Below are 26416 nucleotides of genomic sequence, written 5' to 3'. Positions count from 1 at the left end.
CGATGCGACTCGACTTGATTCAGGCGGACGGCTCGACTCGCCTCGGGCACGAAGCAGGCCAGGTGCCGGCTACCGTGGTTGACGTCGACGAAGCGCGATGGCTCGACATCGCGCATGCCGCGCGGACGGACCGTAGCCGGCTCATTGCGATGTGGGGCACCGAAACGCCCGAGCGCGAATTTTCAGTCAACGCGGCTTACGAATGCGACGACGGCGTCCTGTGGGTGCGTCTCGCGACAGGGCCGGAACCGCGGGCCGACGGCGACTATCCCGATCTCGCGGGCGTGTTTCCCGCCGCAACGCGCATGCAGCGCGCAATTTTCGACCTGACCGGCCTGCGCGAGCGCAACACGCGCGACACGCGCCCGTGGCTCAATCACGGTAACTGGCCCGGCAACTACTTTCCGCTGCAAAAGCGTGCAACCGGAATCGAGCGATTCGAATCGAACGAAGCGGATTACCCGTTCGTGCAGGTTGTCGGCGAAGGCGTGCACGAGATTGCCGTCGGGCCGATTCACGCCGGCATCATCGAGCCGGGCCATTTCCGGTTTTCGGTCGTCGGCGAGAAGGTGCTGCGGCTCGAGGAGCGGCTCGGCTATGTGCATCGCGGCGTCGAACGGCTGTTCGAACGGACGGCCGCGTCGAACGGCCATCGCGTTGCGGGCCGGATCGCCGGCGATTCGACCGTTGCGTTCTCGTGGGCCTATTGCATGGCACTCGAGCAGGCGTGCGGCACAGCCGTGCCGGGGCGTGCGCTGGTTCTGCGCGCACTCCTGCTCGAGCGCGAGCGCATCGCCAATCACCTCGGCGACCTCGGCGCGCTCGGCAACGACGCCGGATTCGCGTTCGGTCTCGCACAGTTCTCGCGACTCAAGGAGAACTGGGTACGGACCAACGGCGGAATCTTCGGGCATCGATACCTGATGGATCGAATCGTGCCGGGCGGGCTGGCCGTCGACATTCATCCCGAGGACGCGGCGACCCTCACCGAACAGTGCGAACGCATCGCGCGCGAAGTACACGTGATGCGGAAGATCTACGAGGAGCAGTCCGGGCTGCAAGACCGGTTTCTCGGCACCGGCCGATTGAATGCCGACGTCGTCGCGCATTTCGGCGTGCGCGGCATGGCCGCCCGCGCCAGCGGCCAAACATTCGACGTGCGCGCGAACCTGCGGCCGGCCCCTTACGGCGATCTGGCCATCAAGGTGGCAAGCGACCCGCGCGGCGACGTCGCCGCGCGGGTCGCCCTGCGGTTTGCCGAAATCGACGAATCGCTGCGTCTGATGGGCGCACTGCTGGCGAATCTTCCGGAAGGGCCGATCGCCGTCGGCGTCACGCCCGCGGCGGCGCCATCCCGGGGAATCGGCTGGGTGGAGGGCTGGCGCGGCGACGTATTCGTCGCGCTCGAGATGGCATCAGACGATGCCATCGCGCGATGCCATTGCCACGATCCGTCATGGCAGAACTGGCCGGCGCTCGAGCACGCGATCATTGGCAACATCGTTCCCGATTTCCCGCTGATCAACAAATCGTTCAATCTGAACTACGCGGGGCACGATCTCTGATGTGGCAACTCATCCGTCAATTCGCGCGCACTGAATTTCCCGACGAGCCCGTGCCGACCGCCGAAGCCGCCTGGCGACACGAGGCGCAGCAGATTCGTCAGGACATTCTCGACCTCCTCGGCCGCGCGTTGTGCATCCGGCAGATCGATGCGGGTTCGTGCAACGGCTGCGAACTGGAGATTCACGCACTGAACAACCCGTATTACAACATCGAAGGGCTGGGGATCAAATTCGTCGCCAGCCCGCGCCATGCGGACCTGCTGCTCGTGACCGGCCCCGTCACGCTGAACATGAAGGCAGCCGTGCTTGCCGCGTACGAGGCGACGCCGGCGCCGAAGCTGGTCGTCGCAGCCGGCGAGTGCGCGTGCACGGGCGGCATTTTTGCCGACAGCTACGCCGTATGCGGCCCCGTTTCGTCGGTCCTGCCCGTCGATGTGACCGTTCCTGGATGTCCGCCACCGCCGATCGATCTGCTGCGCGGCATTTTGACAGCTTGCCGATCACGCTGATACTGAAACGGATGCCAGTGGCAATCCTTTCGTCGGCAATACCTCGTTTGCTGCGGCAGCGAGGGCGAATGCCGCGCATCACCGCCCGATCGGCAGCCCCGTCGGCTCGATCCACCCGAGCCGGTATGCGATCAGCAGCGACAGGAACAGCGTGATCGACAGCCCGACCCGCGCCGCGAGCGACCACGCCATCCGCTTGCTGCCGCCCCGGTCGTGATTCATGAAATACAGCGCGAAAACCAGGCTTCCGATAATCATCACGAAAGCCACCGAAACCAGCGCAATCTTCATTGTTGATGTTCCTCCAGGCCGGAATCGGCCTTCAGCAGTTCGGCCAGTCTTTGCCGCTCGGCAGCGACGTCGGCAACACCTGACGCCGGCCAGTCCAGCGCCACACCATTACCCAGCGAATCGCGAACGAGCGTCTGGTAACGCCGGTCGCTGATCCGGCCCTGCTCCATCGCTTCCGAGATTTCATGTCGAAACGGTAGCGGAAAGCTCGCGTAACCGCGCGACAGCGCCGCATATTGCCGCGCGTCGACCTCTTTCGACGACGGCGCGACTGCCCACACCACGACAGCGACGATGGCTACGAAAGGAATCGCCGTGTAGCGGAGAACGAACTTGATCGGGGTCATGAGGCGGATAGCGAAGTGGCTGTGTAGTAAACGCGAAGAGACGACCAGGCAGCGCCGCCGTGACGGTGCACGCACGCCGCGTGGAAACGGAAGCAGCCGGGTCACCGGCCGCGCGGACGACGGAGCCGCTCGGGCAAGCCGGAGCCGGCAGCCCCGATCGATATTGTACTTAAAGCCCAATACAACCAACAGAGCATGATAATCTTATTATCATGTTTTCGATATGCTTCGAGCAACCCGAAGCTCCCGGGTGTGCCGGTGCACGAACCGTGCATGACACATTTGGCACCGAAAGCGGATCGATTATAATTTGATTAACATATCGACCACCCCTGCCATCCCGATGGAAACGAAAACCGCCCGCCTGACCGTCCTGATCGATCCCGCCAAAAAAGAAGCATTCGAAATGCTCTGCGCGGAGCAGGACCTCACACCGTCGCAAGTCGTGCGTCAGTTGATCCGCGAGTATCTCGACAAACACGGCGTCACGTACAAGACCAAGAGCCCGCTCGGCAAGCGCGTGAAGCAAGGGCTGAAGTAAGCGCAGTCGAACCCGCCGCGCCGTCAGGCGCAGATTTCCCATCGTGGATGTTCGCGCGCGCGCCAGACGAGCCGCGCGGGATCGATGCACTCCCCTTCCTTCATGCGCCGAGCGGTGGACGAGAGCTTGAGCGCACCCGCCGAGCCGAATCCCAGCGCGCGCTCGAGCAGGATGCGCAGCGACGGCAGCGGGTTGCCGTTCTTCCACGCGAACGCGATGAAGTTGTTGTCGTCGCCGCACGGCACCAGCGCGCACGAATCGCCGAACACCGCACGCAGTTGCTCGAGATGCCGCGGCAACGCGGGATCGTCGTCCATAAAGTTGATCGCGAGCACGCCCGTTTCGCTCAGCCGCGCACGGCACGCGTCGAGAAACGCGGTGCCCGTGCAGCGGCCCGGCATGCCATCGGCGACGAACGCGTCGTGCAGGATCACGTCCGCCTGGACGTCCGGCCGCGCGACGTAGTCTGCGCCGTCCGCGCAGACTACCGCGAAGCGCGCGTCGTCTTGCGGAATCCTGAACACGTCGCGCAGCGCGATCACGTCCGGATTGATCTCGACAGCGTCGATCGCCGTGTCGGGCAGGTGCCGATAGCAGTACTTCGCCAGCGATCCACCGCCGAGCCCGATCATGCAGATACGCGCGGGCGCCGGCTGCAGCAGCAGGAAACCCATCATCACGCGCGTATAGCCGAGTTCGAGCCTGACCGGATCCTTCAGCGACATGAAGCTCTGCGTGCCGAAGTGGTCGAAGTGCAGCGACACCGCGTGCTTCGTCTCGAGCACGAACGGACGGCCGTCGTTCATCGGCGCCGCCAGGAACTGCAGGAACGCGTCATAGGAAATTCGATCCTCGCTCATGCTCGACAGGCCCGGTTGATCGGAGAATCGCTCGTACCGCGTGCGGTCATACCTTCTTCAGGTAGCAGGCCTTCAGCATGAAGCCGCCCATGTCGGTCTTGCAATCGACTTCGTGATCGCCGCCGACGAGACGGATGCTCTTGACCTTGGTGCCCATCTTCAGCGTGATCGACGAACCCTTCACGCGCAAGTCCTTGATCAGCACGACCGAATCGCCGTCCGACAGCACGTTGCCATTCGCGTCCTTGACGACGTCGCCCGCCGGTTCGTCGCCCGCATCGGCGCCGGCTCCGGCCGACCATTCATGGCCGCAGTCCGCGCACACGGTCAGCGTGCCATCCGGGTAGGTGTTTTCCATCGCGCATTGCGGGCAGGCGGGGGCGGCGTTCATTGCAGCTTCCATTCGGTGGGAGTTCACGTCAATCGATAAAAAAATGCCGGACACGCAAGCACGTGGCCGGACCGCGCGCCGTACTGTCCCGTCGACAAATCGGCCGGGCAACATGTCGCGCACACGGCATTATAATGCAATACACATAAATACGTTGCTGTATTATAATTGTCAGCTTTCGATCATTCGCCGGACTTGACGGCGGTTTCGCTGAGGATGTCGACATGTTCGAGATGAATGATGCACCGATGCCTGGTACACAACACCCGGCGCCCCGTCGGGAAACCGCGCTCCGCGCGGTCCCGCCGTGCTGCCGGCCGGCCGTTGCACGCCGTTCCGGCGACTTTCCCCGAGGTTGATCCGCATCGTGGCAACCGTCGTCTACGTTGAAATCGGCCCCGCCTGGAGCCGCAAGCGTGCGATCGCGTCGTGTGACGCGATCGTCGCGGCGGCACACCGCTTCGAAAGCGACATCCTGCTGCTCGCCAACGGGCTCAGCGGCAGCGCGAAGGACGCGATGGCCATCGCGGCGCTACAGATGCATGGCGGCACGTCCGCGCAGGTGCTCGCCACTGGCCCCGACGAGGATGCCGCGCTCCAGGCGCTGCTGCCCCTGCTGCAGGCGGGCTGACGCTGCGTCGCCCGATCCCACGGCCTCGTGCCGTTCACCCTGAATCACTACTCCCCGAGGAAGCGATGAACGACAACGTCACGTCCCACACCCCCAACCTGTCGGCCTCCGCGATCTGGGCGCTCGAGCGTCTCGCCGATGTGCGCTACGGCCGCGATGCGCCGGCGCTCGGCTGGTCGGTCGAGCAGGAACTCGTCGGCGCGGGCTTCGTCAGCCATTCCGCGAACGGCCGATCCGGTGCGTCGATCACCGCGCACGGGCGCAGCTTCCTGAAAAGCCGCAAGTAGAAACCGCCCGGCACGGGCGCGATGCCGCCACGCGGTCGCCAGCCCGTGCCGGAATCATCGGACGACGGCAAGCCGGACGATGCGGCCGCATTCCCCGCCGCAGACGGGGATTTGCGGCCGAGCCGCAGTTTCCGCGGTATCGTACGGGACCCAAGCGCGGCGCACTGCGCCGCCTTCCTTTCCTCATGGAACGCCCGATGACACTCAGCGCCCTGCCGCCCGTCACGTCCCCACCGGTTCTCGATACCCCCCGCCTGATCCTCGAAGGTCACCCGCTCGGCGACTTCGACGCGCTCGCCGCGATGTGGGCCGAGCCGACCGTCGTCGCGCACATCTTCAACGGCAATCCGTCGGCGCCGCGTGACTCGTGGATGCGGCTGCTCGCGTATCGCGGACTGTGGCCGCTGCTCGGCTACGGCTACTGGGCGATTCGCGAGAAGTCGTCGGGCCGCTACGTCGGCGATCTCGGCTTCGCCGACTTCCATCGCGCGGTCGAGCCGTCGATTCGCGGTGTGCCGGAAGCCGGCTGGGCGCTCGCGAGCTGGGCGCACGGCAAGGGCTATGCGACCGAGGCGTTGTCGCATGCGCTCGGCTGGCTCGATGCGCAGCACCGGTTCGAGCGCAGCGTGTGCCTGATTGCACCGACCAACATCGCGTCGATCCGCGTCGCGCAGAAGGCCGGGTATGCCGATCCGGTGCGGATTCGCTTCAACGACGCCGATTCGCTGCTGTTTTCACGCGCGTGCCGGTAAGTGCGATGTCGCGCACCGGCCGCTTCGTCGCGGCAAAGGTGCGTGGACCGTCTGCGTCTGCGCCGGCGGTCGGCGAACGCCGTCGGCAACAGGGACGCCGAGCGTGAAAACCGGTGCGTGCATCGTTGATGTGTCCGGAATGACGCGGTACGGGATCCGGCCGCCCCCCTGCAAGCGCAGTTTCTGCATCAGCGTCGGGCGATACCGCGTTGCCGCGTCGCGTGCGTATCCGTGTCGGGGGCGGGACCGCGATTGACCGTTAGTTGCACTTGTGAGATCGCACGTCCAGGTCTCGACCGCCGGATTGCGGCGTTCATCGCCGGTCATGCCAGCGCGATCCGGATCGTCGTCGAAGGCGCGTGGCCGGCGCCCGACACGCACGGCCCCGTGCAGCAGATGCCGGCGATGTGCGGCGCGCTGACGAGCAGCGGGATCGCCGCCGTGATCCGCTATGTGCGCGGCGCGTGGGGAAATCACGCCGCACCGGTGTCAGAACAGGACGTGAGGCGGTTGCGAGCGGCGATCCGGCGGTGGACGGGCCGCACGTCTGCATCCGATGCGTGCGGCAAGCGGTGGAATCGTGTCGTCTCACCAGCAGCGGCAGCGACTATCCCCGCAGCACGGCAACCGCCTTGATTTCGACGATATAACCGGGCGCCCCGCCGAGCATGTGCGCGCCGACCGCGGTCCACGCCGGCCGCGGATGCGCATGGAGATAGCGGTCGCGCACCGCCATGAACAGCGGCAGGTCGCGCATGTCGGTATGAAAGGTCGTCAGGTCGACCACGTCGTCGAGCGATGCGCCGGCCGCCTCGAGTACCAGCCTGAGATTCTCGAACGCCTGCACGATCTGCGCCTCGCGTTCTTCCACCAGTTGCATCGCCGCGTCGCGGCCGATCTGGCCGGATACGTACACGGTATCGCCCGCCTTGATCGCCGGCGCATAACCGATTTTTTCGTACACGGCTTCCATTCCCGCGGGGATGATCGCTTCGCGTTCGCGCATGAGTGTCTCCGTGGCCGGACGTTCCACGTCGGCCGGTTGTTCGATGGTCATCCCGCGCACGCCTGACCGCGGCGCGCGCCTCGCTGAAGCAGCGGGCGAACAGGCAACCCGGCCGCTCAACCCGTATCGCCGCCCGCGACCGGCAGCACCGTGCCGGTGATGTAACTCGCTTCGTCCGACGCGAGGAACAGGATCGGCGCGATCTGTTCATCGAGCGTGCCGTAACGCTTGAAGAACGTCGAATCGGTCACCTGCCGCACCGCTTCGGCCATCCACGCCTGTTCCTGCGCATTGTCGCCGGCCGCATTACGCGGCACGCGGCGCGGCGGCGCCGTGGTACCGCCCGGCGCGGTCGCGACCACGCGGATGCCTTGCTCCGCGTATTCCATCGCGAGCGCCGCCGTCAGCGCATTGACGCCACCTTTCGCGGCCGAATACGGCACGCGGCGAATGCCGCGCGTCGCGTTCGACGACACGTTGACGATCGTGCCGCCGCCCCCGGCCAGCAAGTGCGGCAGCACCGCGTGGCAACTGTAGAGCGTCGGCATCAGCGAGCGGCGGATTTCCGCGTCGATCTGCTCGGGCTCGAACTCGGCGAACGGCCGCATCCGGATCGCGCCGCCGACGCCGTTGATCAGCACGTCGATCCGGCCGAACGTCGCGACCGCGCACGCCATCGCCGCGCGCGCGCCATCGTAGGTCTCGAGATCCGCGACGAATCCGGCCGTGTTGCCGCCCGGCGCCTCGGCGGCCACCTCCGCCACGAAATCCGCGCGATCGACGAACAGCACGCGACCGCCCTCGGCCGCCGCGCGCAGCGCGACGCCGCGGCCGATGCCCTGCGCCGCACCAGTGACGACAACGACCTTTCCAGAGAATCGTTGCATGGTCATGCCGCCTTTGCCGTCACGTTCGGGGTGAACTTCTCGTAGTGGAAGCTGTTGGGCTTCACGCCTGCGTCGTCGAAGTACTGGCGCACCGCGTCGACCATCGGCGGCGGCCCGCACAGGTAGACGTCCACGTCGCCGTCGTTCAGCGCACCGGCCGGAATGTGCTGCGTGACCCAGCCCTTGCGCGGATGGCTCGACGCCGCATCGGCAACGACGGTCGAGAAGCTGAAGTTCGGCAGCTTCGCCACATACGCTTCTATCGCGTCGACCAGCACCAGGTCGAGATCGCGCGTTACGCCGTAGATCAGGTGCACCTTCTGCCGCGATCCGCTGCGCGCGAGCACCTCGAGCATCGACAGGAACGGCGCGAGGCCCGTGCCGCCCGCGAGGAACAGCAGCGGCCGCGCCGCATCGCGCAGGTAGAAGCTGCCGAGCGGCCCGTTCAGTTCGAGCGTATCGCCGGGTCTGGCCGATTCGAGCCACGTGCTCATCACGCCGCCGGGAATCTTCTTGATCAGGAATCCGACCTTCGTGTCGCCCGGCGCGGACGAGAACGAATACGACCGGTGCTGGCCGCTGCCCGGCACGCCGATATTCACGTACTGGCCGGGCAGGAACACCGGCGCGGCCGCATCGACGTCGAGTTCGAGCACGATCGCCGCATCGTTGTGCGGCTCGACCTTCGTCACGGTCGCGGCGAACGCGCTGTGGCCGGTCTTGCAGGCGATCGACGAGCTCGGCACCGCGATCACACAATCGCTTTGCGGCACCATCTGGCACGTCAGGACGAGACCGCCGTCCTTTTCATCCTCGGTGAGCGCGTCGTCGATGTAATCGTCGCCGAGATCGTAGCTGCCGCTCTCCGCGCGGCACTTGCAGGTGCCGCACACGCCGTCAGAACAGTCCATCGGCAGGTTGATCTTCGCTCGGAACGCGGCGTCGAGCACCTTCTCGCCGGCCTTGCAGTCGATGAAGCGGGTGACCCCGTCCTCGAAGTTCAGTGCAATCTTGTAGGTGGACATGACATCGTCTCCCGGTGTTACTTGTCGAATCGATCGGCGTCAGACGTGATACACGTCGAGCACCTGCCTGATGTAGTCGTTCTTCAGCACGATCTTCTTGTTCGAGATCAGCCATGCGTCGCCCGAGCGGCGCAACGTAACGAACATCGTGCCGAAGAAGTGATCGGTCACGCGGTAGCGGTGGTTCAGCGTGTGGAAGTTGTAGCGCACGTCCACCTCGCCGTCGCGCTCGGCCAGCACCTCGACGTTCGTCACGTTATGGCTGGTGCGCGGCTCGGGCGTCGACGCGCCGCTGCGCTCGGTCTTGATCCGGAACACGCGATCCTCGAGGCCGCCGCGATCCGCGTAATACATCAGCGAGATCTGGCTGTGCGGATCGTCGGTCGGCCGGTCGTCGTCGTCCCACGCGGGCATCCAGTACGTGACGTCTTCCGTGTAGCAGGTCAGCCACTCGTCCCACTCGCGGTCGTCGAGCAGGCGCGCTTCGCGATACAGCGCCGCGCAGATGGTCCGGTAATCGATGTTCATGCTTCCACCTCCCCGCGTTCCTTCTTCAGTGCATCGCGCATCACGTGCACCCAGTGTTCGTGCTGGCACACGAACAGCCCTTCGTCCTCGCTGCGCTCGCCCGAGATGCGCGGGTTCAACCCCATCCTTTTCGCGTTCTCGTCCGGCCCGTCGATCCATAGCGGCGCGCCGCGCGACAGGTCGTTCCACATCGCCGTGATGCCCGCATAGCCGGCCTGGCATGCACGGAACTCCTCGAGGTCGTCGGCCGTGCCCATTCCGGTCACGTTGAAGAAGTCCTCGTACTGGCGGATGCGCGTCGTGCGGTCGGCTTCGCTCTCGCCCTTCGGCGCGAAACAGAAGATGCTGACTTCGGTCTTGTCGACGCCGAGCGGGCGCACCACGCGGATCTGCGTGCTGAACTGGTCCATCAGGAACACGTTCGGGTACACGCACAGGTTGCGCGTCTGGTTCACGATGAAGTCGGCCTGCACATCGCCGACGCGCGCCTTGATCTCGTCGCGGTGCTGGTACACGGGCCGCACTTCGGGGTTCATCGTCTTGGTCCACAACAGGATGTGGCCGTTGTCGAAGCCGTACACGCCCGCGACCGACTTGCTCCAGCTGTTCGCGTCGACGGCCTTGGTGCCGTCTTCCTTGCGGCGGCCCATCGTCGCCGCGTAGTTCCAGTGCACGGTGCTCACGTGATAGCCGTCGCAGCCGTTCTCCATCTGCATCTTCCAGTTGCCTTCGTAGATGTAGGACGAGTTGCCGCGCAGCACTTCGAGCCCGTTCGGCGCCTGGTCGACGATCTGGTCGATGATCACGCGCGCCTCGCCGAGGTACTCCTCGAGCGGCAGCACGTCGTCGCTCAGGCTGCCGAACAGGAAGCCGCGGTAATTCTGGAATCGCGCGACCTTCTTCAGGTCGTGCGAGCCGTGCGTGTTGAACTGCACCGGATACTCGGTCGTCTTCTCGTCCTTCACCTTCAGCAGCTTGCCGGTGTTCGAGAAGGTCCAGCCGTGGAACGGGCACGTGAAGCTGCCCTTGTTGCCGTGCTTGCGGCGGCACAGCATCGCGCCCTTGTGCGCGCACGCATTGATCACCGCGTGCAGCTCGCCGGTCTTGTCGCGCGTGATGACGACCGGCTGGCGGCCGATCCACGTCGTGTAGTAATCGTTGTTGTTCGGGATCTGGCTCTCGTGCGCGAGGTACACCCAGTTGCCCTCGAAGATGTGCTTCATCTCGAGCTCGTACAGCGCCTCGTTCGTGAAGATGTCGCGGCGGCAGCGGAAGATGCCGGCTTCCTTGTCGTCCTGCACGGCTGTGGCGAGCAGGTGGTCCAGTTCGGTGGTGTGGTCGATCGTGGCGGACATGTTGGTTCCTCCTGTGTGCGTGCCGGGTCCTGCAAGCACGCTCGCATCGGTATCGATTGAATCTCGCGGGGACCCGGCCGGCGGCGGCGCAGGCGCGCCGCCGTGCCGTCGGGCGGTTATGCCGTGGCGGAAGCGCGCAGGCGTTCGACGATCTGGTTGTCCTTGCCCTCGACGCGTGGCGTCAGGACGAAGTTGAACTCGATGTCCTGATATGCGTCGGCCTTCAGCCCGAGCGCGGCGCCGCCGGTCTTGCTGGTGACGGGCGGAATCAGCTCCTCGCGCGTCGCATACGCGAAGTCGTCCCAGATCAGCGGGTCGCCGTCGATGTTGAACTGCGTCGTCAACTTGCGGTGGCCGTCGCTGGTCACGAAGAAGTGCACGTGCGCCGGGCGGTTGCCGTGACGGCCGAGGCGGTCGAGCAGCTGCTGCGTCGCGCCCTGCGGCGGGCAGCCGTAGCCGACCGGCATCAGCGTGCGGAATTCGTACTTGCCATCCGCGCCCGTCTTCACCGCGCCGCGCAGGTTGAAATCGCTCTGTGCGCCGGTCGGGTCGAAATGCGAGTAGAAGCCGTGCGAGTTCGCGTGCCAGCACTCGACCAGCGCGCCGGCCACCGGCTTGCCGTCGCCCCCCGTGACCGTGCCGTGGATCACCAGCGGGCCCGCGCCTTCATCCGCATCGAGGTCGATCTTCGCGACGCCGTCGCGCACCGGCGCGCCACCGACATACAGCGGGCCTTCGATCGTGCGCGGCGTGCCGCCGTCGAGTCCGATCGCCTCGTCCTCCGCGTCCATCCGGATGTCGAGATACTTCTCGAGGCCGAGACCGGCCGCGAGCAGCGCCGCCTCGCCGTCCTGGCCGAGCTTGTTCAGGTAGTTCACACCGGCCCACACTTCGTCCGGCGTAATATCGAGGTCGTCGATCGCCTTGAACAGGTCGCCGAGCAGCCGCAGCACGACCTGCTGCGTGCGCGCGTTGCCGCCATTGGCGCCCGCGTTCGACGCGGCCTTCAGCAGATCCTGCACTTCCTTGGTTTCGAATACTTTGACGCTCATGATGGTGTCTCCACGTGTATTTTGGGGAAAGGTGACCCGGTGCCCGCCGTTGCGGAAGAGGCGGCCCCGTGGTTCAAACGTCGCCGTCGTGTATCGACGACGGGTGGCGACACAACGGCGTCACCGAAATCTTCATGTACGGGAACAGCGGCAGGCCGGTCAGGATCTCGTGCAGCTCGGCGTTGCCGGACACGTCGAACACGCTGTAATTCGCGTATTCACCGGCGATGCGCCAGATGTGGCGCCACTTGCCGCTGCGCTGCAGGTCCTGCGAATAGGCCTTCTCGCGGGTCTTGATCTCGTCGGCCACGCCGGCCGGCATGTCGGCCGGGAGGTTGACGTCCATGCGTACGTGGAAAAGCATCGAGATGTCCTTGTGCGTGATCGTGTTATCGCGGGTTGTCGCGGGTTGTCGCGCGTGATCGCGATTCAGCGGGAGACTTTCGTCAGCCCGTCGCGGGTGAAGCGCGCGACCTTCGCTTCGTCGAGCTCGATGCCGAGGCCCGGGCCGCTCGGCACGGTCAGTTCGAAATCGCTGTAGTCGAGCGGGGTCGTGAGAATCTCTTCGGTAATCAGTAGCGGTCCGAACAGTTCGGTGCCCCACTGCAGGTTCGCGAAGCTCGCGAACAGATGCGCGGACGCGACCGTGCTGAACGCGCCTTCGAGCATCGTGCCGCCGTACAGCTCGATGCCGGCCGCATCCGCGATCGCCGCGACGCGCTGCGCCGCGAAGAGGCCACCGCTCTGCTCGATCTTGATCGCGAACACGTCCGCGCCGTGATGCTTCGCGATCTCGAATGCGCTGTCCGGGCCCTGCAGGATTTCGTCGGCCATCAGCGCGACCGGGAAGCGGCGCATCAGCCGTGCGAGCGCCGCGGCCGACGCAACCGGCTGCTCGACCAGTTCGCAGCCGGCATCGGCGAGCGCCGGAATCGCGCGCGCGGCCTGCGTTTCGCTCCACGCCATGTTCACGTCGACGCGCACCGATGCGCGCTCGCCGACCGCCCGCTTGATCTCGGCCACGTGGCGGATGTCCGCGTCGAGCGCCTTCGCGCCGATCTTCAGCTTGAACACGTTGTGGCGGCGCAGGTCGAGCATCCGCTCGGCTTCGGCGATATCGGTCGCCGTGTTGCCCGATGCGAGCGTCCACGCGACCGGCAGGCGATCGCGCCGGCGGCCGCCGAGCAGCTCGCTGACCGGCACGCCGAGGCGCTTGCCGTGCGCGTCGAGCAGCGCGGTTTCGAGCGCGCTCTTCGCGAAGTGATTGACCTTCGCGAGCTTGCCGAGGAACGCCATCAGCGCCTGGATGCGCGTCGCATCCTTGCCGATGATCGCCGGCGCGAGGTATGCGTCGATCGCGAGCTTCATCGCTTCCGGGCTTTCCGGGCCATAGGCCATCCCGGCAATCGTCGTGCCTTCGCCTGTGCCCGTCACGCCGTCGCTGCAGGTCACCTTCACCAGCATCAGCGTCTGGCCGTGCATCGTGGCGACCGACAGCTTGTGCGGACGGATCGTCGGCAGGTCGACGAGGCGGGTTTCAATGCGTTCGATGGTGACAGGAGACATGGGGCACGCTGCGTGTGGGGAGTTCATGGAACGGATTTATACGCGGCGGGGAAATGGACCGTCCAATACTTTTGGCCTCGCTTTTTCATACCTGTCAGGTATTGAAATGCGCTTCAGATCGGGAAATATTGCATCGCGCCATACCCGTTTTGTCTGGTTGGCGTGGCTGGAAGGCTTGCTGGGAGGAGCGGGACAGGTTTCAGGGCACCGCGTGGCGAGCAGTGAAATGCGGGCAGGCTGGTGGTTGGCGACGTCGACGGAAATCGAGGTCCGGGCGGGCGGATCAGGGTTTTCCTGATGGGAATGCGGTGTGGCCCGCCGCCCGTATTCCGCACGAAGGCACCGCGATGCGGCCACGTCCCCGTGGCCGGATCATTGCGGTGGCGATAGGCGCCTGAAGCGCTTCCACAGTGTCTTCAATGTCTGATGATCGGCAGCCACGCGAGCGACCAGAAAGCCTCGAGCAAAGGCCGCGCCCGGCATGGCATGTGGCATGTGGCATGTGGCATGCAGTGCGATGGCACCGACGGCGGACTACGCCACCGCCGGCCGCTCATGCAGCCGCAACGCGGCCCACGCGATCCCGGCGGAGAAGATTCCGACCACCCCGCCGAACGTGCCGATCCACGGCAGGCCGAAATCCCCGGCGATATGGTTGCCAAGCAGCGCGCCGGCACCGATGCCGACGTTGTACAGCCCGGAAAAGATCGACACCGCGAGATCGGTCGCCTCGGGCGCGAGCTTCAGCACCCAGGCCTGCATCGCGAGCCCGAAGCAGACGATCGCGCCGCCCCACACCAGCGTGTGAACCGACAGCGTGACGATGTTCAGCGCGCTCGGGAACAGGATCAGCAGGCACGCCGACAGCGCGATGATCGACGCGAGCAGGAAATCGGCAGGCCGCTCCGGAAACACGCGGTTGAAACAGACCGCGGCCGGCATGCCGGCGACGCCGAACAGGATCAGCACGTAGGTAATCCGGCTGTTGCTCGCGTGATTGACGCTCTGCACGAACGGCTCGATGTACGTGTACGACGTGAAATGCGCGGACACGACCAGCACGGTGATCGCGTACAGCGATACCAGCGCCGGCTTCCTGAGAAACATGCCGATGCTGGACAGCGATCCGGCGCCCTGGCTCGGCAGCGTCGGCAGCGTCGCGCGCAGCATCAGCAGCGCGACGGCCGCCGCGCCGCCGATCACGAGGAACGTCACGCGCCAGCCGAGCGCCTCGCCGATCACGCGCCCGAGCGGAATCCCGGCGACCATCGCGATCGCCGTGCCCATCGCGAGCAGGCTCAACGCGCGGCTTTTCCGGTCGCTCGGCGCGAGCCGCACGGCCAGCGGGACGGAAATCGACCAGAACACCGCATGCGCGCACGCGATGCCGAGCCGGCCGATCATCAGCACCGTGAAATTCCACGCGACGCCGGTGACGACATGGCTGCCGATGAACACCAGCAGCGCGCAGCTCAGCAGCTTGCGACGTTCGACATGGCGCGTGACGAACGTCAGCGGCAGCGACACGACCGCGACGGCCCACGCGTAGATCGTCAGCATCAGGCCGACGTCGGTCGGCTGCATCCGCAGGCTGTCGCCGATCGCGCTCAGCAGCGCGACGGGCACGAATTCGGTGGTGTTGAAGATGAAGGCAGTGAGTGCCAGGGCCAGGACGCCCCACCACGACTGTTCGGAACTGACGGCGTCCGGAGGTGCCATACGGGAATTCGACGAGGGTTGGGGGCGCGTGCGGCGCGGGCAGCCGGCCCGGCGCATCGGCGCGATTGTACCAGCGGCAAACGACACGCCGCTGCCGTCCGCGGCGCCGGGACATGGCGATGACACGGCCGCGCGCCGATAATGCGTCGAAGGACTTTTCGCGGACGATTCGCCCGAACCTCATCGGGCCAGGAGATTCAACATGCGCATTGAAACGTCGTTTCTGTTCGATCTCGACGGCACGCTCGTCGACAGCGTCTACCAGCACGTGCTCGCGTGGAAGGAAGCGCTCGATGCCGAGGGCATCGAGCTGTCGGTGTGGCGCATCCACCGCAAGATCGGGATGAGCGGCGGCCTGTTCCTGAATCAGCTGCTGCGCGAGACGGCCGGCGACATCGACGCCGAGCGCGTCGAACGGCTCGCGCGGCTGCACGCGGCCGCGTACCAGCGGCTGCGCGCGCAGGTCCGGCCGCTGCCGGGCGCGCGCGAGCTGCTGGCCGCGCTGTCGAACGCGGGCATCCGCTGGGCGATCGCGACCAGCGGACGGATGGAAACGGCGGCCATCAACCTCGAGGCGCTCGGCGTCGATCCGGCGAAGAACGTGGTCGTCACGCGCGATCAGGTCAAGTATGCGAAGCCGGATCCCGATCTGTTCCTGACGGCCGCCGCGAAGCTGAACGTGCCGATCGAGCATACGGTGGTGGTTGGCGACAGCATCTGGGACATGCTCGCCGCGAGCCGCTGCCGCGCGCTGGGCGTCGGGTTGCTGTCCGGCGGTTACGGCAGCGACGAGCTGGAACGCGCGGGCGCGCTGCGCGTGTATGACGATCCGGCGGATTTGCTGTGGCACCTCGACGAGATCGCGGCGCGGCCGTGATGCCTGACTCGCCCGCCTGACCCGCGGCGTCCGGCTCTCCGGCGTCACCTTCGTCGGTTTGTCGCCCCGCGTGCAAGCTTCCGGCCGCGCCGGTCGGGTCGGGTCGGGTCGGGTCGGGTCAATCGTCATCGACGCGCTTGTCGACCAGATAACGCCCGCGCTCGACACCGGCGCGCAGCGCCTCGTCTTCGGTTTTCCAATCCGGGCCGGCCGGCTCCGGCACGCTGAGCTCGATGCGCGCGCCGTCGACATACACCTGCACTTCGTCATCCCACGCGCCGCGCGCGTTGCGCCGCGCCCAGACGCGAATCTCGTGGCCGCGATACGGGTCGCGCACCTGTGCGTCCTGTTGATGCTGCATGCTGGCCCCCTCTGCTTATCTGCGATGGCGATGCAAAAAATGCACGCCGCATGATCGCCGCGCGCGCCGTCGGCCCCGTGAGCACACGCCGTGCCCGCTATCCGGCAGCCCGGCACGCAGCTTGCGCATGCGTCCCACCGCGCTGACAAACCCTGACGGAGCTTGCCCATGCGAACCGACGAACTCGCCGGAACGGCCCTCGACTATTGGTGCGCGCGCGCATTGTGCGCGGACGACGAAGACACGCTGTGCTTCACGGCCGTCGAGCCGCAACTGATCGTGACCGCCGCGTGCGATGCATTGCGGCGCCTCGATGCACATTTCGCGCCGTCGGCGTCGTGGGCCGACGCGGGAGCGGTGCTCGATCGCGTCGGCGACCTGCGGATCGCGCGGCGCGGCGACGGCGTCGAATGCGACGCATGCTTCATCGACGGCCCGTCGACCTGCGCGGCGCGCGCGACCGACCCGCGCACCGCGCTGCTGCGCGCCTTCGTGCGGGCGCGTTTCGGCGACGACGTCGATACCCCGCCGGCGTTCGCGCACCGGATCGAGCGCGGCGCGCCGGTGCGTTACGACCCCGGAGCGCCGCTTCCCGAAGCGGACGACGATCCGGCCGCCGGCGACAGTTCGGACATCCGCTCGATTCCGCGCATGTGACGACGCCGGACGCGCCCCGCTCCGCGCGCGATGCAACGACCGTACAGCGTTTATGTAAAAACGACAGAGGTTCAGGACGCGGCATCCCGCACGCACGTTGCCGCGCGGGGCGCAGCGCCGCAGGCACGCGGGTTGCGGCGCACGGCCGTTACCGTTCGCCGCAACCCGCCCACGCCATTCCATGAACGTCACGCCCCCCTTCGCCCCACACCTCTACTTCTGCGATGCCCGCCTCGTCGGTCCGCTCGACGCGTGGCCAGACACGTTCGCACACATCGCGGGCATGGGCTTCGATCACGTGCTGATCGGCGGCTTCTGGGCCGCCAGCGTCGCGGGTTTTCCGCGTCACGTCGCCGAATTCCATCGGCCGGCCGCGACGTTCGCGACGCGCGCCGGCGCGCTCGAGACGTTCTCGCGGCTCGCGCAACTCGCGCACGGCCACGGGCTGCGCGTGATGCTCGAAGTCGTGCCCGATCGCATCGCGCGCGACAATCCGCTGCGCGTCGAGCATCCGGACTGGTACGTCGAGCGCTCGCACGACGACGCGCTGATCGATCCGCGCCGCGCCGCGCATGAACTCGACGTCGCGCATGCACAGGTCGGCGAGGCTTCGACACACGACGCACTCGCCGCGTGGTGGTGCGCGCATCTCGCTGCGTTCGCGGACGCCGGCGCGGCCGGCTTCCTGATCGACGCGCCGCATCATCTGCCGGCCGCGTGGTGGCCCGGCTGGCGCGCGGCGCTGCGGCGCGCGCGCCCGGACGTCACGGTGCTGGCCGGCGTACCCGGCCATGCGCGCGACGCGCTTGCGCAATTCGAGGCGGCCGGCTTCGACGCGGTGTTCTCGTCGGTACGCTGGTGGGATCTGCGTTCGCCGTGGTTCGCTGACGAACACCGTCTGTTGCGGCGCATCGGCTCGCCGATCGCGTTTCCCGACGCCTACGACGGTCCGCGTCTCGCCGACGACTGGCGCGACGCGCCGGACGAGACGGTCGCCCGGGCGTATCACCGCGCGTTGTGGACCGCGGCGGCGGTCGGCACCGGCTGGCTCGTGCCGATGGGCTTCGAGCGCGGCGTCACGCTGCCGCTGATGGCACGCGATGCGGATGCCACGCGCTATCGCGCCGCGTTCGACGGCGCGCGCTTCGATCTGTCCGGCGCGATCGCCGACGCGAATGCATGGCGCCGCGCGACGCCGCTCGCGGCCCAGCGCGGCGAAATCGCGCAACTGAGCGCGCCCGGCGCGGCCGCGACCGCGCTGTTGCGCGGCACGGGCCCGTCGCTCGAGCATGACGACACGGCACTGCTGATCGCGCTGAATCCCGATCTCGATACCGAAGCGCCGGTCGATCCCGCCACGATCCTGCCCGGCGTGCCGGGCGGCTTCACCCATGTCGCGACGCCGGACGGCGCGCGCAAGCACGCGCCGGTCGCGCTGGAAGCGTTCACGCTCGAACCCGGCGGCTACGCACTGCGCGAAGCCTGGCGCGCGCCGCCGGCGATCCCGCGCGCCAACGCCGCGAGCGAGCGCACCGCGCTGTCCGCCGCGCTCGCGGCCGACCGGATCGCGATCGAACGCGTCGAGCCGGCCGTGGACGGCGGCCGCTTCGCGATCAAGCGCGTAATCGGCGAAACGCTGATTGTGCACGCATCGATTTTCTCGGACGGGCATGCGCATCTCGCGGCAGCGCTGCAATGGCGCGCGGACGACGAGGACGACTGGCGCGAAGTGCCGTTCGTCGCCGAGCCGAACGATCGCTGGCACGCGCGCATCTCGCTCGACCGGCTCGGCCGCCACGCGTTCCGCGTGATCGCATGGCGCGACGACTGGGCATCGCTCGTCACCGACATCGCGAAGAAGCGTGCGGCCGGTCAGGACGTGACGCTGGAGGTGCGCGAAGCGCAACTGCTGCTCGCGGCCGCGCTGAAGCAGGCCGACCCGGCCGATCCGCGCGCGATCGGGCAGATGGAACGGCTGAGCGCCGAATTCAAGGACGCGTCGCCCGACGAACGCCTCGCGCTGATCGGCGCGCCCGCGCTCGCCGATGCCTTCGCGGCGCTGCGCTACCGGCCGTTCGTCACCCATGACGAAACGGTTTATCCGGTCGACATCGAGCGCCGCGCCGCGCGCTTCTCGAGCTGGTACGAAATGTTCCCGCGCTCGGCGAGCAACGATGCGCACCGGCACGGCACGTTCGACGACGTGATCGCGCAGTTGCCGCGCATCCGTGACATGGGTTTCGACGTGCTGTATTTCCCGCCGATCCACCCGATCGGCACGACCGCGCGCAAGGGCCGCAACAACACGCTGAAGGCCGGCCCGGACGACGTCGGCAGCCCGTACGCGATCGGCTCGCACGACGGCGGCCACACGGCCGTGCATCCGCAGCTCGGCACGCTCGCGTCGTTCCGGACGCTGGTCGAGGCGGCGCGCGCGCAAGGGCTCGAGATCGCGCTGGACTTCGCGATCCAGTGCTCGCCCGACCATCCGTGGCTCGCCGCGCACCCGGGCTGGTTCGCATGGCGGCCCGACGGCTCGCTGCGCTTCGCGGAAAATCCGCCGAAGCGCTATCAGGACATCGTGAATCCCGACTTCTACGCGCCGGACGCGCTGCCCGACTTGTGGGTCGCGTTGCGCGACGCGGTGCTGTTCTGGGTCGACGCGGGCGTGCGGATTTTCCGCGTCGACAATCCGCACACGAAGCCGCTTCCGTTCTGGGCGTGGATGATCGCCGACGTGCGCGGCAAGCATCCGGACGTCGTGTTCCTGTCGGAGGCGTTCACGCGGCCGGGCATGATGTACCGGCTCGCGAAGGTCGGCTTCTCGCAGTCGTACACGTATTTCACGTGGCGCGAGACGAAGCGCGAGTTCATCGATTACCTGACCGAGCTGACGGCCGGCCCGCCGCGCGAGTTTTTCCGGCCGAACTTCTTTGTGAACACGCCCGACATCAATCCGCGCCACCTGCAGAATGCGCCGCGCTCGCAGTTCGTGATCCGCGCGGCGCTCGCGGCGACGCTCGCCGGCTCGTGGGGCCTGTATTCGGGCTTCGAGATCGGCGAATCGGCGCCGCTGCCCGACAGCGAGGAATACGCGGATGCGGAGAAATACGAGCTGCGCGCGCGCGACTGGAACAAGGCCGCGCACATCGGCGCCGAAGTCGCGCGTCTGAACCGCGCGCGGCGCGAGCATCCGGCGCTGCAAACTCACCTCGGCCTCACGTTCGCCGACGCGGACAACGACCAGGTCCTCGTGTTCGTGAAGGCGACGCCCGCGCACGACAGCGTCGTCGCGGTCGCGATCAGCCTCGACCCGTGGCACCCGCAGGCCGCGAACTTCACGCTCGACGCGTCGCTGTGGCGCGGCTTCGGGCTCGTCGACGGCGAACCGCTCGACGCGTTCGAACAGGACGCCGCGCATGCCGAAACGTGGCGCGGGCATCGCCAGTACGTGTCGCTCGACCCGCACGTGCGGCCGTATGCGATCTGGCGGCTCGCGCCGTCTCCCGGCGCCGCGCGAGCGGCGGCGCCCGAGCCGGGCGACGCCCGACACCCTTCCGGAGCACACGCATGATGAAACGCGAAGACTCCCTCGACGACGTGCGCCGCGCGCAGTTCCCTTCGCTCGCACCGGCCGGCACGCCGCGCCGGCGCCGGTCGCGACGCCGCGCACCCGCGCTCTGCGCGGACGATCCGCTGTGGTACAAGGACGCGATCATCTACCAGGTGCACGTAAAGTCGTTCTACGACTCGAACAACGACGGGATCGGCGACTTCCCCGGCCTGATCATGAAGCTCGACTACATCGCCGAGCTCGGCGTCGACACGATCTGGCTGCTGCCGTTCTACCCGTCGCCGCGCCGCGACGACGGCTACGACATCGCCGATTACCGCGACGTGCATCCCGACTACGGCACGCTCGCCGACGTGCGGCGCTTCATCCGCGAAGCGCACGCGCGCGGGATCCGCGTGATCACCGAACTGGTGATCAACCACACATCGGACCAGCATCCGTGGTTCCAGCGCGCGCGGCGCGCGAAGCCCGGCTCGATACATCGCGACTACTACGTGTGGTCCGATACCGACACGAAATACACCGGCACGCGGATCATCTTCCTCGATACCGAAACGTCGAACTGGACGCACGACCCGATTGCAGGCCAGTACTACTGGCACCGCTTCTACTCGCACCAGCCGGACCTGAACTTCGACAATCCGGCCGTCGTGCGCGAGGTGCTCCAGGTGATGCGCTTCTGGCTCGATCTCGGCATCGACGGGCTGCGGCTCGACGCAGTTCCGTACCTGGTCGAGCGCGAAGGCACCAACAACGAGAACCTGCCGGAGACGCACGCGATCCTGAAACGCATTCGCGCGACGATCGACGCCGAGTATCCGAACCGGATGTTGCTCGCGGAAGCGAACCAGTGGCCGGAAGACGTGCAGGAATATTTCGGCCACGAGGACGAATGCCACATGGCATTCCACTTCCCGCTGATGCCGCGCATCTACATGTCGATCGCGAGCGAGGACCGCTTCCCGATCGTCGACATCATGCGGCAGACGCCGGCGCTCGCGCCGAGCAACCAGTGGGCCGTGTTCCTGCGCAATCACGACGAGCTGACGCTCGAGATGGTGACCGACTCGGAGCGCGACCTGCTGTGGCAGACCTATGCGTCCGACCGGCGCGCGCGGCTCAACCTCGGCATCCGGCGCCGCCTCGCGCCGCTGATGGAGCGCGACCGGCGCCGCATCGAGCTGATCAACTCGCTTCTGCTGTCGATGCCCGGCACGCCGGTCATCTACTACGGCGACGAACTCGGGATGGGCGACAACATCCACCTCGGCGACCGCGACGGCGTGCGCACGCCGATGCAATGGTCGTCGGACCGCAACGGCGGCTTCTCGCGCGCGGACCCGGAATTGCTGGTGCTGCCGCCCGTGATGGGCTCGCTGTACGGCTATGACGCGGTCAACGTCGAGGCGCAGACGCGCGACCCGCATTCGCTGCTGAACTGGATGCGCCGCATCCTGTCGACGCGTCGCGCGACGCAGTCGTTCGGGCGCGGCACGATCCGCTTCCTGCGCCCGGAGAACCGCAAGGTGCTCGCGTACCTGCGCGAACTCGAAGGCCACGAGACAGTGCTGTGCGTCGCGAACCTGTCACGCTCGTCGCAGGCGGTCGAACTCGACCTCTCCGAATTCGCGGGCCGCGTGCCGATCGAGATGACGTCGGACTCGGCGTTTCCGCCGATCGGGCAGCTCACTTACCTGCTCACCTTTCCGCCGTACGGGTTTCTATGGTTCGTGCTGTCCGAGCACGGCCGCGAGCCGTCGTGGCGGCAGCCGCACGCGGAGCCGCTGCCCGAGTACGTGACGATCGTGATGCGGCGCGGCGACGTGCTGCCCGACGTCGGGCAGCTGCATACGCTCGCGCACGATGCGCTCGCGTCGTGGCTCACGCGGCGGCGCTGGTTCGCGTCGAAGGACCGCAAGATCGGCAATGCGTGGCTGAATGTCGTCACGCCGATACCGGACGAGCCGTTCCAGTACGCGGAGGCCTGGGTGTCCGCGAGCGATGGCGGCGTCGAACGCTACGTCGTGCCGCTGGCTGCCGCATGGGGCGGCGAGACGTCGCATCCGCTGTTCGCCCAGCTCGCGCTCGCGCGCGTGCGGCGCGGCCACACGGTCGGCTACCTGACCGACGCATTCGCACTGCCCGCGTTCGCGCGCGGGATGCTGCGCAAGCTGCGCGACGGCGCGACGGTGCCGACGTCCGACGGCGGCCGCCTCGACTTCCTGCCCGAACATGCGCTTGCCGCGCTCGACCCCGGCGACGACGCCGACGTGCGCTGGCTCGCGGCCGAGCAGAGCAACAGCTCGCTCGTGATCGGCGACGAGATCGTGCTGAAGCTGGTGCGCAAGGTCGCGCACGGCATCCATCCGGAAGCGGAGATGAGCCGCCACCTGACGCGGATCGGCTACGCGAACACAGCGACGCTCGCCGGCGAGGTCGTGCACGTCGATCCGGATGGCTCGCCGCATACGGTCGCGATCCTGCAGCGCTACGTCGACAACCAGGGCGACGCGTGGACGCGATCGTTCGACTTCCTGAAACGCGCGGTCGACGAGCTCGCGCTGCCCGCCGTCGCCGACGGCGAAGCGGCCGAGCCCGACGAGGAACCGGATGCGCTGCTCGGCTACGCGGCGTTCGCGGGCATCGTCGGCACGCGGCTCGGCCAGCTACACGTCGCGCTGGCGCAGCCGTGCGACGACCCGGCGTTCACGCCGGAGCGCGCGACGCCCGAGCACGTCGACGGCTGGTGTTTCGACGCGATCACGTCGTTCAGGCACGCGCTCGACGTACTGGCCACGCGGCTCGATGCGCTCGATCCGGCCATGCGCGCCGCCGCCGACACGCTGCTCGCGTCGCGCGACGCGGCCGTGCAGGCGCTTGGCGAACTGGTGCCGCGCACGCTCGACGCGCAATGCACGCGGATTCACGGCGATTTCCATCTCGGCCAGGTGCTCGACGTGCAGGGCGACGCGCTGCTGATCGACTTCGAGGGTGAGCCCGCGCGTCCGCTCGCGCGGCGCCGTGCGAAGTCGCATCCGCTGCGCGACGTGGCCGGCTTCCTGCGCTCGCTGTCGTACGTGAGCGCGACCGCGCAATTCGCGATCGAGAAGGCGCCGCCGCAGGCGGTCGGCCGCAAGCGTGCGCTGTTCGACCGCTTCGGGCAGGCCGCCGCCGACCGCTTCGTCGAATGCTATCGCGCGGCCGCCGACGAGGCACCCGAACGCTTCGTCGACCCGCGCTACGCCGATCGCCTGCTCGCGCTGTTCCTGATCGACAAGGCGTCGTACGAGCTGTGCTACGAGGCCGCGAACCGCCCGGACTGGCTCGGCGTGCCGGTCGGCGGGCTCGCCGCGCTCGTCGAACGCCTGCTCGACGCGCACGGCACACCCGACAACGGAGGCGCCCAATGACCGACACGCTGTTCGACCGGCGCGATATCGATGCACTGCTCGCCGGCCGCCATCCAGACCCGTTTGCGTGCCTCGGCCCGCACGGGGATGCCGGGCGGTTCGTCGTGCGTGCACTGCTGCCCGGCGCGCGGCGCGTGCGGGCGGTGACGCCCGACGGCGACGAGCTCGGCACGCTCGCGTGCGTGAACGACGCCGGCTGTTTCGCGGGGACGCTCGCGCACGACGGCCATTACCGGCTCGCGATCGACTGGCCCGACACGCGCCAGGTGACCGACGACGCCTATGCGTTCGGCATGCTGCTCGACGACGCGGCGCTCGCGCGTTTCGCAGCCGGCGACCCGGCCGCCGTGCTCGACTGCCTCGGCGCGACGCCCGCGCGCATCGACGGCGTCGACGGCGTGCGCTTCGCGGTGTGGGCGCCGAACGCGCAGCGCGTGTCGGTGGTCGGCGACTTCAACGTCTGGGACGGCCGTCGTCATCCGATGCGGCTACGGCGGCCGTGGGGTGTGTGGGAGCTATTCGTGCCAGGCATCGGCGCAGGCGAGCACTACAAGTACGAGCTGCGCGCGAACGACGGGCGCGTGCTGCCGCACAAGGCCGACCCGTGCGCGCGCGCGACCGAGGCACCGCCGCGCACCGCGTCCGTCGTCGCCGACACGGCGGCACTCGACGCGTTTGCATGGCACGACGACGACTGGCTGCGCGCGCGGCCGCACGCGGACCGCCGTTTCCGCATCCCATGGTCGATCTACGAAGTGCATGCGGAGTCATGGCAGCGCGTGCCCGAGGAAATGGACCGCAGCGCGACCTGGGACGAGCTCGCCGAGCGGCTGATCCCGTACGTGCGCGGCATGGGCTTCACGCACGTCGAATTCATGCCGATTTCCGAGTATCCGTTCGGCGGCTCGTGGGGCTACCAGCCGCTCGCGCAGTTCGCGCCGTCCGCGCGCTTCGGGCCGGTCGACGGCTTCGCGCGCTTCGTCGATCGCGCGCATGCGGCCGGCATCGGCGTCATCGTCGACTGGGTGCCCGCGCACTTCCCCAACGACCCGCACGGTCTCGCGCAATTCGACGGCAGCGCGCTGTACGAGCACGCCGACCCGCGCGAAGGCATGCATCCCGACTGGAACACCTGCGTGTTCAACCTCGGGCGCAACGAGGTCGGCGCGTTCCTCGTCGCGTCGGCGCTCGCATGGGCACGGCGCTATCACGTCGACGGGATCCGCGTCGACGCGGTCGCGTCGATGCTGTACCGCGACTATTCGCGCAAGGAAGGCGAGTGGGTGCCGAATGTCCACGGCGGGCGCGAGAATCTCGAATCGGTCGCGTTCCTGCGCACGCTGAACGACACGCTGCACGGTGCGCTCGCGCCGCAGGGCGTCGTCACCTTCGCGGAAGAATCGACGGCGTGGCCGGGCGTCACCGCGTCGACCGGCGACGGCGGGCTCGGCTTCGACTTCAAGTGGAACATGGGCTGGATGCACGACACGCTCGCGTATCTGCGCGAGGATCCGGTCCATCGCCGCTATCACCACGACCGGATGACGTTCGGGCTCGTCTATGCGTTCTCCGAACGCTTCGTGCTGCCGCTGTCGCACGACGAGGTCGTGCACGGCAAGGGCTCGCTCGCCACGAAGATGCCCGGCGACGCGTGGCAGCGGCTCGCGACGCTGCGCGCTTACTTCGGCTTCATGTGGGCGCATCCCGGCAAGAAGCTGCTGTTCATGGGCGGCGAATTCGCGCAATGGGCCGAGTTCGCGCACGACGCGACGCCGCACTGGGATCTGCTCGACGCGCCCGCGCATCGCGGCGTGCAACGGCTCGTGCGCGACCTGAACCGCGTGTACGCGGCCGAACCGGCGCTCCATGCGCTCGACTGCCACGCAGAAGGCTTCGCGTGGCTGATCGGCGACGATCGCGACAACAGCGTGTTCGCGTTCGCGCGCCGCGACGATGTCGGACGCCTCGTCGTCGCGATCAGTAACTTCACGCCGGTGCCACGCGCCGGCTATCGCATCGGGCTGCCCGCGCCCGGCCAGTGGCGCGAGCTGATGAACACCGATGCGGCCGTGTACGGCGGCACCAATGCCGGCAACGACGGCGCCGTGTGGGCGGAAGCCGTGCCCGCGCACGGCGAATCGTGGTCGGCCACGTTGCGCCTGCCGCCGCTCGCGACCGTATGGCTGAGCCCTGCCTGACACCCGGCGACCTCGACACGGAGACCC

General features: G+C 67.6%; 26 protein-coding genes and 1 pseudogene. 13 read left to right on the top strand and 14 right to left on the bottom strand.

Going from position 1 to position 26416, the window contains the following annotated elements:
* The first annotated feature begins 2 nt into the window (after nucleotides 1-2).
* Both WS66_RS29985 and WS66_RS29980 read left to right on the top strand, forming a co-directional pair.
* Nucleotides 3-1565 carry a hydrogenase large subunit gene (locus WS66_RS29985; RefSeq protein WP_059602502.1) on the top strand — a complete coding sequence of 521 codons (1563 nt, stop codon included), beginning with the start codon at nucleotides 3-5 and terminating at the stop codon, nucleotides 1563-1565.
* A complete protein-coding gene (locus tag WS66_RS29980) occupies nucleotides 1565-2074 on the top strand; it encodes an NADH-quinone oxidoreductase subunit B family protein (RefSeq protein ID WP_059602499.1) in 510 nt (169 codons plus the stop codon). The genes WS66_RS29985 and WS66_RS29980 overlap by 1 nt, the downstream gene beginning before the upstream one ends.
* Before the next feature lie 78 nt (nucleotides 2075-2152).
* On the opposite strand, the gene WS66_RS29975 is transcribed toward WS66_RS29980, so the two are convergent.
* Together WS66_RS29975 and WS66_RS29970 are read right to left on the bottom strand one after the other, a co-directional pair.
* Nucleotides 2153-2365: a DUF2909 domain-containing protein gene (locus tag WS66_RS29975; protein WP_059511443.1), complete on the bottom strand. Its 213-nt coding sequence runs from the start codon at nucleotides 2363-2365 to the stop codon at nucleotides 2153-2155.
* Nucleotides 2362-2712 (bottom strand): hypothetical protein, encoded by a 351-nt coding sequence (locus tag WS66_RS29970; protein ID WP_059602495.1) that lies wholly within the window; start codon nucleotides 2710-2712, stop codon nucleotides 2362-2364. The genes WS66_RS29975 and WS66_RS29970 overlap by 4 nt, the downstream gene beginning before the upstream one ends.
* A 343-nt stretch (nucleotides 2713-3055) precedes the next feature.
* Here WS66_RS29970 and WS66_RS29965 point away from each other — a divergent pair, with 343 nt between their 5' ends.
* On the top strand, nucleotides 3056-3253 hold the full coding sequence (locus tag WS66_RS29965; RefSeq protein ID WP_059602491.1) for a ribbon-helix-helix protein, CopG family: 198 nt from the start codon (nucleotides 3056-3058) through the stop codon (nucleotides 3251-3253).
* A 23-nt stretch (nucleotides 3254-3276) separates the two neighbouring features.
* Here WS66_RS29965 and WS66_RS29960 read toward each other — a convergent pair whose 3' ends face one another.
* Nucleotides 3277-4113 (bottom strand): hypothetical protein, encoded by an 837-nt coding sequence (locus tag WS66_RS29960; RefSeq protein ID WP_059602487.1) that lies wholly within the window; start codon nucleotides 4111-4113, stop codon nucleotides 3277-3279.
* Between the two features lie 46 nt (nucleotides 4114-4159).
* Nucleotides 4160-4504: a zinc ribbon domain-containing protein YjdM gene (locus WS66_RS29955; protein WP_006752903.1), complete on the bottom strand. Its 345-nt coding sequence runs from the start codon at nucleotides 4502-4504 to the stop codon at nucleotides 4160-4162.
* A 367-nt stretch (nucleotides 4505-4871) separates the two neighbouring features.
* Between WS66_RS29955 and WS66_RS29950 the strand changes: the two genes are divergently transcribed.
* From WS66_RS29950 to WS66_RS34540, 4 genes and pseudogenes are all read left to right on the top strand, one after another.
* Nucleotides 4872-5135 (top strand): HPr family phosphocarrier protein, encoded by a 264-nt coding sequence (locus WS66_RS29950; RefSeq protein WP_059602889.1) that lies wholly within the window; start codon nucleotides 4872-4874, stop codon nucleotides 5133-5135.
* Nucleotides 5136-5200: 65 nt separating this feature from the next.
* A complete protein-coding gene (locus tag WS66_RS29945; RefSeq protein ID WP_059602484.1) occupies nucleotides 5201-5422 on the top strand; it encodes a hypothetical protein in 222 nt (73 codons plus the stop codon).
* A 197-nt stretch (nucleotides 5423-5619) separates the two neighbouring features.
* Nucleotides 5620-6174, top strand: coding sequence for a GNAT family N-acetyltransferase (locus WS66_RS29940; protein WP_236873004.1), 555 nt, complete (start codon nucleotides 5620-5622; stop codon nucleotides 6172-6174).
* A 324-nt stretch (nucleotides 6175-6498) separates the two neighbouring features.
* Nucleotides 6499-6705: pseudogene (locus WS66_RS34540) on the top strand (cytochrome c); the annotation flags it as partial.
* 76 nt (nucleotides 6706-6781) lie between these two features.
* Here the strand turns inward: WS66_RS34540 and WS66_RS29930 are convergent.
* From WS66_RS29930 to WS66_RS29895, 8 genes are all read right to left on the bottom strand, one after another.
* Nucleotides 6782-7180 carry a RidA family protein gene (locus WS66_RS29930; protein WP_059602885.1) on the bottom strand — a complete coding sequence of 133 codons (399 nt, stop codon included), beginning with the start codon at nucleotides 7178-7180 and terminating at the stop codon, nucleotides 6782-6784.
* Nucleotides 7181-7296: 116 nt separating this feature from the next.
* Nucleotides 7297-8073, bottom strand: coding sequence for a benzoate diol dehydrogenase BenD (benD, locus tag WS66_RS29925; protein ID WP_059602478.1), 777 nt, complete (start codon nucleotides 8071-8073; stop codon nucleotides 7297-7299).
* Nucleotides 8070-9092: a benzoate 1,2-dioxygenase electron transfer component BenC gene (gene benC, locus WS66_RS29920; protein ID WP_059602473.1), complete on the bottom strand. Its 1023-nt coding sequence runs from the start codon at nucleotides 9090-9092 to the stop codon at nucleotides 8070-8072. The genes benD and benC overlap by 4 nt, the downstream gene beginning before the upstream one ends.
* Nucleotides 9093-9131: 39 nt before the next feature.
* On the bottom strand, nucleotides 9132-9620 hold the full coding sequence (gene benB / locus WS66_RS29915) for a benzoate 1,2-dioxygenase small subunit (protein WP_059602469.1): 489 nt from the start codon (nucleotides 9618-9620) through the stop codon (nucleotides 9132-9134).
* The gene (locus tag WS66_RS29910; RefSeq protein WP_059602466.1) at nucleotides 9617-10975 is read right to left on the bottom strand and encodes a Rieske 2Fe-2S domain-containing protein; all 1359 of its coding nucleotides are present in this window, start codon (nucleotides 10973-10975) and stop codon (nucleotides 9617-9619) included. Before WS66_RS29910 ends, benB begins: the two co-directional genes overlap by 4 nt.
* A gap of 116 nt (nucleotides 10976-11091) precedes the next feature.
* Nucleotides 11092-12027, bottom strand: coding sequence for a catechol 1,2-dioxygenase (gene catA, locus WS66_RS29905; RefSeq protein WP_059602464.1), 936 nt, complete (start codon nucleotides 12025-12027; stop codon nucleotides 11092-11094).
* Between the two features lie 73 nt (nucleotides 12028-12100).
* The gene (catC, locus tag WS66_RS29900) at nucleotides 12101-12391 is read right to left on the bottom strand and encodes a muconolactone Delta-isomerase (RefSeq protein ID WP_059602461.1); all 291 of its coding nucleotides are present in this window, start codon (nucleotides 12389-12391) and stop codon (nucleotides 12101-12103) included.
* A gap of 65 nt (nucleotides 12392-12456) precedes the next feature.
* Nucleotides 12457-13593, bottom strand: a complete 1137-nt coding sequence (locus tag WS66_RS29895) for a muconate/chloromuconate family cycloisomerase (protein ID WP_059602459.1) — start codon at nucleotides 13591-13593, stop codon at nucleotides 12457-12459.
* Between the two features lie 25 nt (nucleotides 13594-13618).
* On the opposite strand from WS66_RS29895, the gene WS66_RS33875 reads away from it, so the two are divergent.
* A complete protein-coding gene (locus WS66_RS33875) occupies nucleotides 13619-13891 on the top strand; it encodes a hypothetical protein (RefSeq protein WP_159086602.1) in 273 nt (90 codons plus the stop codon).
* Nucleotides 13892-14127: 236 nt separating this feature from the next.
* Here the strand turns inward: WS66_RS33875 and WS66_RS29890 are convergent, their stop codons facing one another.
* Nucleotides 14128-15312, bottom strand: a complete 1185-nt coding sequence (locus WS66_RS29890; protein WP_059602456.1) for a sugar transporter — start codon at nucleotides 15310-15312, stop codon at nucleotides 14128-14130.
* A gap of 202 nt (nucleotides 15313-15514) precedes the next feature.
* Between WS66_RS29890 and WS66_RS29885 the strand changes: the two genes are divergently transcribed.
* Nucleotides 15515-16189 (top strand): HAD family hydrolase, encoded by a 675-nt coding sequence (locus tag WS66_RS29885; protein WP_044843419.1) that lies wholly within the window; start codon nucleotides 15515-15517, stop codon nucleotides 16187-16189.
* Between the two features lie 118 nt (nucleotides 16190-16307).
* Here the strand turns inward: WS66_RS29885 and WS66_RS29880 are convergent, their stop codons facing one another.
* The gene (locus tag WS66_RS29880) at nucleotides 16308-16550 is read right to left on the bottom strand and encodes a DUF6566 family protein (RefSeq protein WP_059602453.1); all 243 of its coding nucleotides are present in this window, start codon (nucleotides 16548-16550) and stop codon (nucleotides 16308-16310) included.
* Nucleotides 16551-16718: 168 nt separating this feature from the next.
* On the opposite strand from WS66_RS29880, the gene WS66_RS29875 reads away from it, so the two are divergent.
* The 4 genes from WS66_RS29875 to glgB all read left to right on the top strand — a co-directional run bounded on the left by WS66_RS29875 (nucleotide 16719) and on the right by glgB (nucleotide 26389).
* Nucleotides 16719-17207 carry a phage protein NinX family protein gene (locus WS66_RS29875; RefSeq protein WP_059602449.1) on the top strand — a complete coding sequence of 163 codons (489 nt, stop codon included), beginning with the start codon at nucleotides 16719-16721 and terminating at the stop codon, nucleotides 17205-17207.
* 181 nt (nucleotides 17208-17388) lie between these two features.
* Nucleotides 17389-20781: a maltotransferase domain-containing protein gene (locus WS66_RS29870; protein ID WP_059602446.1), complete on the top strand. Its 3393-nt coding sequence runs from the start codon at nucleotides 17389-17391 to the stop codon at nucleotides 20779-20781.
* On the top strand, nucleotides 20781-24191 hold the full coding sequence (gene treS, locus WS66_RS29865) for a maltose alpha-D-glucosyltransferase (RefSeq protein WP_059602883.1): 3411 nt from the start codon (nucleotides 20781-20783) through the stop codon (nucleotides 24189-24191). Before WS66_RS29870 ends, treS begins: the two co-directional genes overlap by 1 nt.
* Nucleotides 24188-26389, top strand: a complete 2202-nt coding sequence (gene glgB, locus WS66_RS29860; protein ID WP_059602443.1) for a 1,4-alpha-glucan branching protein GlgB — start codon at nucleotides 24188-24190, stop codon at nucleotides 26387-26389. The genes treS and glgB overlap by 4 nt, the downstream gene beginning before the upstream one ends.
* Nucleotides 26390-26416 lie beyond the last annotated feature (27 nt).

The organism is Burkholderia sp. LA-2-3-30-S1-D2 (assembly GCF_001523915.2).
Classification (GTDB): Bacteria; Pseudomonadota; Gammaproteobacteria; order Burkholderiales; family Burkholderiaceae; genus Burkholderia; species Burkholderia diffusa.
Note: the sequence above shows the minus strand (reverse complement) of the source record. Positions and strands in the feature narration are given on the sequence as shown.